Origin of the sequence: Gardnerella sp. DNF01180P, assembly GCF_049244205.1 — a bacterium.
Classification (GTDB): Bacteria; Actinomycetota; Actinomycetes; order Actinomycetales; family Bifidobacteriaceae; genus Bifidobacterium; species Bifidobacterium swidsinskii.
The window spans coordinates 406,586-417,690 of record NZ_CP058386.1 but is presented as its reverse complement, the minus strand read 5'-3'; the positions used below and the strand labels follow the sequence as shown (position 1 = coordinate 417,690).

The window sequence follows — 11,105 nt, the reverse complement described above, 5'->3', positions numbered from 1 at the left end:
GTTTGAGGGGTGTCAAATAACCAGCTCTTTTTGTTTTTTGCGTTTTTTATTTTTTCTCAAAACTCAAACCATCGGCGTGTCGCATTGCCCTTGCTTGAAGCTGCATTGCGCGCTTCAAGCAAGCTCAATGCGGTAGCGCTTGCATAATGCGGAAAGCCCACTGGGCTTTCCACGCGCGACGACCTGCTTGAGCGCAGCGATTTAGCGCGCGAAAGCAACTCGGAACGCCGAGCTTGCTCAGAGTTGAAAGCACAGTGTGCTTTCAACGCAAGCGAGGTCTGCCTTCGTCAACAAAGACGAAGGCAGGGCAGGCTAGTGTGGCTGTGCTTTAGAAATTATGCTGGGCTTTCCACGCAAGCGCGCACACGATTGTGCTTTCTTTATATTCCTAACGAAAAGTCAACCTGTCGGAATTTCCAACAAGTTCGTTTGGAAAGTACAAGGCAAGTTGAGCGCTAAATCGCAGCGCTAAAACACGTCAACGCGCATTCGGCACAAACTCAATCCTGCAAGTCGCATTCAAAGCATTTGCAATACGATTCAAAAGCGCAATAGTCGGATTCCTCGAACCATTTTCCAACCTGCTAATATCCGACTGACTTATACCCGTCTTCTCCGACAGCTCAGCCTGAGTCAAACCAGCCCTTTTTCTCGCCATCACAAGCGACATAGTCAAGTCTCTTTCCGACTGAAGCGCATCATACTCTTTCTTGAACTCGGGATCCTTCATAAGCTCGTCCGTGAGTTCATGCAAATCATTCATTCGCGTTTCCTGCACTGCACGCGCTCCCTGCACTGCGCGCATTCGCTGCAACTCTTGCTTTCTCTGCATTACTCGTGTTCCCCGCACTACGTGCATTTCCTGCACTGCGCACGTTCGCAGCAACTCTTGCTTTCTCTGCATTACTCGCGTTCCTCGCACTACGCACGTTCCCTGCAACTCTTGCTTTTCCATCACAAGCCCATCTTTCTATTAAAATATTCAGCCCTTCTCTGCATAGCGACCAATATTTCACTACGCGGAGTTTTCTGCTGCTTTTTAACGAATCCGTTGGTGGCAACAATGATCTTATCCGCATCAAAAAAGTATAAAATACGCACTATGTTGCTACCTAAAATAGTGCGAAGCTCAAAAATATGGTTGCCAACATGCTTACTAAGCGGCTCCCTCGCATCGTTTCCCAACATCTCCAAGCGATGCAAATCAGAAACCACCTTCGCGCGCAACTTGACATCTAAACTTTTAATAAACTCGCGTACTGGCTTATCACCATCCTTATCACTGTAAAAAATCACATCAAACAATTCCACAACCCCCTGCTTATGTTATATATAGCATAATCGCTTGTATACATCTTGTCAAAACAAGCAACCAGCAACCCTAACGCAGAAACAGTACTGCGCCAGTGTCCCAAAACAAGCAAAATCAGACACTAACGCAGAAAACACGCGCTCTCTAATTTGCAGTAATTAAAAAGACGATAGATTTTCGCTTCTACCGCCTTTTAAAGTTCATACAACTTCCTACTTTGCTCTTTGTGTATTAAATTTTCAAATTCTTATTGTTTAACATTCCAGCAAACATTGTATGATACATATCCTTAGATGATTCTTCTATTTGAGTAATACTTGATATTTTATTTCCCGCATCCTTTGATGATGCTCCACAAAGATAAAAGACTTCATTTTCTGTCCCAAAATCTAGTGCAATATATCTATCGTGGTATTTTTTATCGGATACCTTCAGATTCAGGTCTATATTAGGATAATCTTTTCTAAAATCATCTAAAATATTTTTTGTAAGCATATCTTTATTTCTTACATTATCGCTAAAAACTATGATTTGTATGTTATCTCTTGCAGCCCTTAAAAGTTCCAAAGTTTTAAGCCCTATATAGTTATCTATAACATAAATGCTTTTCTTTGCTGACTTATATATTTTTGTATAGGCAACATCTGCTTCTATCTTATCTCCATTCAGCAAAAGAAAATGCTTGTAGGTGTTACTATCTATAAAATTATCCATTACCTTTTTCAAATCTTCTTTTGTTGCCAAAGTGCTAATTTTATCGTTTATATTTGCTATTTCTTTTGAATGCTGCATTATATCATTTGTATTTTGGCTTGTTTGCAATAACAGTTGCGTCATTTCTTTTGAACTAAGAAAGTCTCTATTTTCAACAATGAAGTCTTTCATCTGCTTGAACATTCGTATTAAAGCCTTGCTCTGTTTAACTGCCAGTTCTCCCCTTAATACAGTCATAAGCATATAGATGCCCTGTTCTGTGAAAACATATGGCTTGTATTTAATGTTACTGCCTCTGCCTTGCGCTTTGTTCAAGGTCGCAAAATGCGACCTTGAACGTTCATATACTTGCCCATCGTTCAAGGTGCCAAAACGGTACCTTGAAAGTTCATATACTTCTTCACCGGTTAATTGAAACATAAAATCGTCATCAAATTTTTCAATATTCCTTTTAACCTGTTCGTTAAATCTTTTTGTAGAGTATCCATAAATTTCAGCTAAATCCGAATCAAGCATAACTTTTTGATTTCTTATATAGTGAATCTTACTTTTAATCGTAGTTTCATCTATTATCACAATCTCTTTCTTCTCTTCTGCCATAATGCCCCCAACATTATCTAAATATCTTTCCCAATACGCCACGTACTGCGTAACTTTTACTGCGTAACTTTTTTAAATCAACTGCGCCAGCAACAAATAAACAACATCGTGCGTAGATTTATTAGTTTTTGAGCTGAATTAATAGGTAGGATGCATCTATGCTCTATTTCAGCGTCTCTTATCATACGTATCATTTCGTTGTTAGTTTTAGGCATACTACTGAAGTTATTTGAGAATACGATGAATAGACAATAAATTTATAACATTGTGGTTAAAAGGTGTTGTAGTACGATTCATGTGTTACTCATGCAGTAAGCCGACTGCGCCAGTGTCCGAAAGTAGGCAAAATCAGACACGCACGCAGAAACAGTACTGCACTAGTGTCCCAAAACAAGCAAAATCAGACACGCACGCAGAAACAGTACTGCACTAGTGTCCCAAAACAAGCAAAATCAGACACGCACGCAGTTAATGCTCGCGCAGATTGCGCGCTCGCTTGCGAAACTCGCGTTGAAAGCACACTGTGCTTTCAACTTAAGCGAGTTTCCGCTCCGAATTGCTTTCGCGCGCTACGCTCTATGCGCGAAAGCAGGTCGTCACGCTGCCCAGTAACGAAAAAACGGCATTATACGTTATTAACGCAGAAAGCATACTGTGCCAGTAACAAAATGGGGCTTCAAGCCCGAAAGCTTGAAGCCCCATTTTTATATCAGACTAGCGTCACTCAGCTTCGTCGCCGTAATCACCCTGACCACCCTGATCATCAAGGTAATCATCTGGATTAAAGTCGTCGCCGAGCTTCATGTCGCCAAAATCAATGTTGGAGAAGTCAACATCGCCCATATCGCTCTCACCGAAGTTCGAAGGCGTGCTATCTGCACCACCCAAACCAAAGTTCGGATAAATAGAGTCACGCACCTGAGGATCCGGCTCCACGTTAGCGTTGCGGTAACGCGCCAAACCGGTACCAGCTGGGATGAGCTTACCGATAATCACGTTCTCCTTCAAGCCCTTGAGGTCATCTTCCTTCTGGCTTAAGGCGGCCTCAGTAAGCACGCGCGTAGTCTCCTGGAACGATGCTGCAGAAAGCCAAGAATCCGTAGCCAAAGAAGCCTTGGTAATACCCATAAGCTCTGGTCGACCAGCAGCAGGCTTGCCACCGTTCTTAACGGCAGCCAAGTTTGCCTCACGGAACTTTGCCTGATCCACAAGCTCACCTGGAAGAAGATCCGTATCGCCAGAATCGATCACCGTAATACGGCGAAGCATCTGGTGCACAATAACTTCAATGTGCTTGTCGTGAATATCAACGCCCTGAGAACGGTAAACGTTGTGAACTTCTTCCACAATATTCACCTGAGCTGCGCGCGGACCAAGGATTCGCAAAATCTTCTTAGGATCCACAGAACCCTCAATCAGCTGCGTACCAACGTCAACATGCTCGCCATCCTTTACCAGCATTGGCGCACGACGCGTCACAGGGTAAACGATTGGCTCAACCGTAGTGTCGTCTGGAGTCAAAGTCACCTGACGACCATGGTCAGTATCCTCAACCTTCACAACGCCTGGGAACTCAGCGATTGGAGCCTCACCCTTAGGAGTACGAGCCTCGAAAAGCTCCGTAACACGAGGAAGACCCTGAGTAATATCAGAAGCCGAAGCGACGCCACCAGAGTGGAAGGAACGAAGCGTAAGCTGCGTACCAGGCTCACCAATGGACTGTGCTGCAACAATACCAACAGCCTCGCCAACATCCACGAGTCGGCTCGTAGCCAAGGACCATCCGTAGCACTTTGCGCAAACGCCGCGCTTAGATTCGCAAGTAAGCACAGAACGCGCCTTAACTTCCTCAACGCCGTGCGCAACCAAATCGCGCAAAACGTCCATAGAAAGCGCATCTCCGCACTTTGCCAAAACTGTAGTGCCGTCAGCAGGATCGAGCACGTCTGCAGCAAGCAAGCGCGAGTATGGACCGCCATCAGCAGCCTTAACAAGCGTCAAATTGCCGTTTTCGTCGCGATCAGCAATCTTCATCATAAGACCGCGCTTAGTGCCACAATCTTCTTCGCGAACGATTACTTCCTGCGAAACGTCCACAAGACGACGAGTCAAGTAGCCAGATTCTGCCGTACGAAGTGCGGTATCTGCCAGGCCCTTACGAGCGCCGTGCTGGGAGATGAAGTACTCCAACACAGACAAGCCGTCGCGGTAGTTTGACTTAACAGGTCGAGGAATAATCTCGCCCTTAGGGTTTGCCACGAGGCCTCGCATACCAGCAATCTGGCGAATCTGCATCCAGTTACCACGTGCGCCTGACTGAACCATGATGTTCACGTTGTTGTCGTCGTGGAAGTTTTCGCGCATTGCGTCTGCAACCTTGTCGGTGCATTCAGTCCACAAGTTAATCAACTCTTGACGACGTTCTTCGTCGGTAAGAAGACCCATATCGTACTGGGAGTTGATTTTTGCAGCCTGATCCTCGTAATCTTGCGCGATTTGTTCGCGATTTGGAGGAAGCACAATGTCGGAGAATGCCATCGTTACGCCAGACCAAGGAGCGCGAGTAAAGCCGAGATCCTTCAAAGCGTCGAGTGTTGCTGCAACTTGAGCTGTAGAATAGCGGGTTGCAATTTCGTCGACGATCTTAGAAAGTACGCCCTTTGGCACCTGCTCGTTTACGAACGGATAGTCGACTGGCAAAGTTCCGTTGAACAAAATGCGTCCGCAAGAAGTTGCAAACAGTACAGTTCCGTCCTTAAAACGCTCTTCGCGCACAACGTCCGGGCTGCCTGGCTCAGGGTCGACAACCTTAAGCTCAGCAGGCTCCCAATTCTTTGGCAATACGAAGTCTGCAGGAACTCGAATCAGCACCTTAGCTTGCATGTCAATCTCATGCTTGTCGAGAGCCATTTCAGCTTCAGCAAGCGAGGAGAAAATACGACCCTGACCCTTTGCTCCGTCAATTACGGTAGACAAGTAGTAAAGACCCAGAATCATATCCTGAGAAGGCATTGTAACGGTGTGACCGTCTGCTGGCTTCAAGATATTGTCGGAAGCCATCATCAAAGTGCGTGCTTCGGCTTGAGCTTCTGCAGAAAGCGGAAGATGCACTGCCATCTGGTCACCATCGAAGTCTGCGTTGAATGCTGCGCAGGCAAGTGGTGGCAGGTGGATTGCTTTACCTTCAACCAAAATTGGCTCAAATGCTTGAATACCCAAGCGGTGAAGTGTAGGTGCGCGGTTAAGAAGCACAGGATGCTCGGAAATAACTTCCTCCAAGACGCCCCAAACTTCGGAGTCGCCGCGGTCAACCAAACGCTTTGCGCTCTTCATATTCTGAGCAAAGCCCTGATCTACCAAACGCTTAATAACGAACGGCTTAAACAGCTCCAATGCCATTGGCTTTGGCAAACCGCACTGATGCATGCGAAGACTTGGACCAACGACGATTACGGAACGGCCGGAGTAATCAACACGCTTACCGAGCAAGTTCTGACGGAATCGACCTTGCTTACCCTTAAGCATGTCGGAAAGCGACTTTAATGGTCGGTTGGATGCGCCGGTTACTGGGCGTCCGCGGCGACCGTTGTCGAAGAGCGAATCGACTGCTTCCTGAAGCATGCGCTTTTCGTTATTAAGCATGATTTCAGGAGCGCCGAGCTCAATAAGTCGCTTCAAACGGTTGTTACGGTTGATTACGCGACGGTACAAATCGTTCAAATCGGAAGTTGCAAAACGACCACCATCGAGCTGAACCATTGGTCGCAAATCTGGTGGGATTACTGGAATTACGTCCAAAACCATAGCTTCTGGCTTGTTTCCAGTAGTCAAGAATGCGTTTACAACCTTCAGTCGCTTCAAAGCGCGAGCCTTGCGCTGACCGGTTCCGTTGTCGATTTCTGCGCGAAGCTCCTCTGCGGCAGACTTCAAATCGAAGTCCTGCAAACGCTTCTTAATAGCTTCAGCACCCATGCAGCCTTCGAAGTAGTCACCGTAGCGATCTTCCATCTCGCGCCACAAGTCAACGTCGCCTTCCATGTCTCCGGCACGCAAGCCCTTGAAGCGGTCGAACACGGCATTCAAACGCTGAATCTGCTCGTCGTAACGGGTGCGAATAGCAGACATTTCGCGTTCTGCACTAGCGCGCAGCTTAGATTTTGCAGCACCTTTGCTTTCGCCAGATTCTTCCAGCTCGTGCAAGTCTTCTTCAACTTTCTTTGCGCGCGCTTCAATTTCGTTATCGCGGCGCTTGCGAAGGTTGCCGATTTCGGTATCGAATTCGTCTTGCAAATCTGGAAGATCTTGATGACGCTGTTCTTCGTCGACTTTCGTAACCATGTAGGCTGCGAAGTAGATTACTTTTTCAAGATCCTTAGGTGCAATGTCGAGCAAGTAGCCCAAACGGCTTGGCACACCCTTGAAGAACCAAATGTGCGTTACCGGAGCTGCAAGCTCAATATGACCCATGCGTTCGCGGCGAACGCGGCTGCGGGTAACTTCCACGCCGCATCGCTCGCACACGATTCCCTTAAAGCGCACGCGCTTATACTTACCACACGCGCACTCCCAATCGCGAGTTGGACCGAAGATCTGCTCACCGAACAGACCGTCCTTCTCTGGCTTTAGGGTACGGTAATTAATGGTTTCTGGCTTCTTTACTTCGCCGTGGCTCCAGCTACGGATATCTTCGGCGGTGGCCAGTCCAATCCTCAGTTTGTCAAATGCGTTGACGTCCAGCACTCTTATCGTCCTGTCTCATGAAATTGTTTTCTAATGTTTCTTAATTTCTTAAAGTGTGTTCGTTACCGAATCACTGGTATTCAGGTTCAACAGCAATCTGATCTTCCTTGGCGGACGAATCTGGTCGAGCGCCAATATTGAAGCCAAGATCGTCGGAAGATGAAACTGGGTCGTCCTCTTCATCCTTCATGTCGATTGCAACGCCTTCAGCGTTCAACACTTCAACATTAAGGGAAAGCGACTGCATTTCCTTAAGCAACACCTTGAAGGATTCAGGAATGCCAGCTGGTGGCAGGTTATCGCCCTTGACGATAGCACCATACACGCGCACGCGACCGTCGACGTCATCAGACTTCGTAGTCATCATTTCGTGCAATGTGTAAGCAGCACCATAAGCCTCGAGCGCCCACACTTCCATTTCGCCGAAGCGCTGACCGCCGAACTGAGCCTTACCACCCAACGGCTGCTGGGTAATCATGGAGTAAGGACCAGTGGAACGTGCGTGAATCTTATCATCAACCAAGTGATGCAGCTTCAAAATGTACATGTAGCCCACAGAAATTGGCTTCGGGAATGGCTCACCAGTACGACCGTCGAATAAGGTTGCCTTACCGTCGGAGCCAACAAGCTTGTCACCATCGCGATTTGCGAGTGTTGTAGAAAGCAAGCCCTTCAAAGTTTCTGGGCGCACGCCGTCGAATACTGGTGTTGCAACTGGAGTGCATGGATCGCCATGCTCAGCACCTTGCGGCACGTACTTCTTCCAAGCTGCTTCCAAGTCTGGATCCAAGTTAATATCCCAGCCAGCGTGAGCAATCCAACCCAAGTGAAGCTCGAGCACCTGACCCAAGTTCATTCGAGAAGGCACACCCAACGGGTTAAGCATGATGTCAACTGGAGTACCATCAGCCAAGAATGGCATATCTTCTTCTGGCAAAATGCGGGAAATAACACCCTTGTTGCCGTGACGACCGGAAAGCTTATCGCCTTGCGTAATCTTACGATGCTGAGCAATGTAAACGCGAATCATTTGGTTCACGCCGTTTGGAAGCTCGTCACCGTCGTCTTCAGCGTCTTCACGAGTGATTTCCTTAACTGCAATCACAGTACCAGTCTCACCGTGTGGCACGCGCAAAGAAGTATCGCGCACTTCGCGGCTCTTTTCACCGAAGATTGCACGAAGCAAACGCTCTTCTGGAGTAAGCTCGGTTTCGCCCTTAGGAGTTACCTTACCAACCAAAATATCGCCGGCTTCGACTTCAGCGCCGATGCGAATAATGCCGCGCTCGTCAAGATTTGCAATCGCATCTTCACCAACGTTTGGCAAGTCACGAGTAATCTCTTCGGAACCAAGCTTGGTTTCACGAGCGTCGATTTCGTATTCTTCAATGTGAATAGAAGAAAGCGTATCATCTTGCACAAGACGCTGGGAAATAATCACAGCATCCTCGTAGTTGTAACCGTTCCAAGGCATGAATGCAACGAGCAAGTTCTTACCCAATGCAAGTTCGCCCTTTTCGGTTGCAGGACCGTCTGCCAAAACAGTACCAGCTTCAACACGCTCACCATCTTTAATAAGCGGCACTTGGTTGTAGCAAGTAGTCTGGTTAGAACGCTGGAACTTTGAAAGCTTGTAGCTGGACTGAGTTCCATCGTCGTTCATAACGCGAATAATATCTGCAGAAACGTAAGTTACTACGCCCGGCTTTTCAGCCAAGATTACGTCGCCAGAATCAACTGCTGCACGCCATTCAGAACCGGTACCAACAAGTGGTCGCTCCGACTTAATAAGCGGCACAGCCTGACGCTGCATGTTCGTACCCATCAATGCACGGTGACCTTCATCGTGCTCCAAGAATGGAATCAAGGAAGCACCAAGGGAAACCATCTGACGTGGGGAAACATCCATGTAATCTACAGTGCTTACAGGCACATCGACTGCTTCTTCTTCGTCCACGCGAGCAAGTGCTTGAGTGCCAACGAAGTTGCCGTTTTCGTCGAGTTCCTGGTTTGCTTGAGCAATAACGTGCTCGGCTTCGCGGTCTGCAGTCATGTATTCAACTTCGTTAGTTACGTGACCATTCACAACCTTGCGGTATGGGGTTTCGATGAAGCCGAATGGGTTGATGCGTCCGAAGGTTGCCAAAGAACCGATAAGACCGATGTTTGGACCTTCTGGGGATTCGATTGGGCACATACGTCCGAAGTGGGATGGGTGCACGTCTCGAACTTCCATAGAAGCGCGATCGCGAGAAAGACCACCAGGACCAAGTGCGGAAAGACGACGCTTGTTCGTAACTCCTGCCAAAGGATTGTTTTGATCCATAAACTGGCTGAGCTGGGAAGTTCCGAAGAATTCCTTAATAGTTGCGTTTACTGGACGAATGTTAATCAAGGACTGAGGAGTAATTGCCTCTGCATCCTGAGTTGTCATACGTTCGCGCACAACGCGCTCCATGCGGCTTAAGCCGGTACGAAGCTGATTCTGCACAAGCTCGCCAACCTGACGAATACGACGGTTGCCGAAATGATCGATATCGTCAACGTCAACGCGCAACTGCACGTCTTGACCGTCGCGCTTACCTGGGAAGGTTTTTTCGCCGGAATGCAACGTTACCAAGTACTTAATAGTTGCGATAATATCTTCGCGGTTCAAGCTACGATCGCTGTAATCTGCTTCAATGCCGAGCTTGCGGTTGATCTTATAGCGACCAACGCGAGCCAAATCGTAACGCTTTGTGTTGAAGTAGAAGGAATCGAGAAGGTTGCGACCAGCTTCTGGAGTTGCAGTATCTGCAGGGCGAATCTTACGGTACAAATCGGTAAGTGCATCGTCTTGCGTTTCGATAGGCTCTTTTGCGAGCGCATCCAAAACAAGTGGGTATCCTTGGAAAGCATCGGCAATTTCGTCTTTCGTCATGCCAATAGCCATAAGGAATACGATTGCAGACTGCTTACGCTTGCGGTCAACGCGAACGCCTAAAACGTCACGCTTGTCGATCTCAAATTCCAGCCATGCACCGCGGCTTGGAATAATCTTCGCACCGAAAACATCCTTGTCGGAAGTGCGATCCTGCGTGCGATCAAAATACACGCCTGGAGAGCGCACAAGCTGCGAAACAATTACTCTCTCGGTGCCGCCAATAATAAAAGTACCGTGTGGAGTTTGAAGTGGGAAATCACCCATGAAAACAGTTTGGCTCTTAATTTCACCAGTTTCGCCGTTTTCAAACTCAGCATTCACATAAAGTGGAGCAGAATAGGTGTAATCCTTTTCCTTGCACTCGAGCACAGTGTGGCGTGGCTCTTCAAAGTATGGATCAGAGAATGTGAGACTCATTGTCTCAGCAAAGTTCTCAATTGGGGAAATCTCCTGGAAGACTTCATCGAGACCAGAAACATGAGGCACGGTGTGAGTTCCGTTTGCTTCATCTTCTGCAACGCGCTTCTTCCAGCGTTCAGAGCCGATCAACCAATCAAAGCTGTCGGTTTGCACGCCGAGGAGGTATGGCACATCAATAGGCTCACAAATGGAGCCAAAATTCACACGATCTGACGCTTTATGCAACTTAATATCATGTTCGTCAGCACGTGCGATGACTTTCGTGGTGCTCGTCATAGCTTGTTCAGCAGCCAATGGACGTTCCTTTATCACTCGCTAGTTAACTATTTAATCTTTGAAAAACTAAAGAAAATCGCGGCAAACGAAACTGCCAAATAAGCAAGTTGCGATGCGCGG

Annotated in this window: 5 protein-coding genes; all 5 read right to left on the bottom strand. The window is 47.5% G+C overall.

Annotation, left to right across the window (positions count from 1 at the left end; genetic code table 11):
* Nucleotides 1-478 precede the first annotated feature (478 nt).
* A complete protein-coding gene (locus tag HXT40_RS01610) occupies nt 479-832 on the bottom strand; it encodes a helix-turn-helix domain-containing protein (protein WP_421777284.1) in 354 nt (117 codons plus the stop codon).
* Between the two features lie 122 nt (nt 833-954).
* Entirely contained in the window at nt 955-1,311 is a 357-nt protein-coding gene (locus HXT40_RS01605; RefSeq protein WP_004109288.1) for a type II toxin-antitoxin system RelE/ParE family toxin, read from the bottom strand.
* A gap of 232 nt (nt 1,312-1,543) precedes the next feature.
* Nucleotides 1,544-2,626 (bottom strand): ORF6N domain-containing protein, encoded by a 1,083-nt coding sequence (locus tag HXT40_RS01600; RefSeq protein ID WP_103013813.1) that lies wholly within the window; start codon nt 2,624-2,626, stop codon nt 1,544-1,546.
* Nucleotides 2,627-3,346: 720 nt separating this feature from the next.
* Complete coding sequence (locus HXT40_RS01595) at nt 3,347-7,366, bottom strand: DNA-directed RNA polymerase subunit beta' (protein ID WP_103013812.1); 4,020 nt, start codon at nt 7,364-7,366, stop codon at nt 3,347-3,349.
* A gap of 70 nt (nt 7,367-7,436) precedes the next feature.
* Nucleotides 7,437-10,985, bottom strand: a complete 3,549-nt coding sequence (gene rpoB, locus HXT40_RS01590) for a DNA-directed RNA polymerase subunit beta (RefSeq protein WP_033888523.1) — start codon at nt 10,983-10,985, stop codon at nt 7,437-7,439.
* Nucleotides 10,986-11,105: the final 120 nt, after the last annotated feature.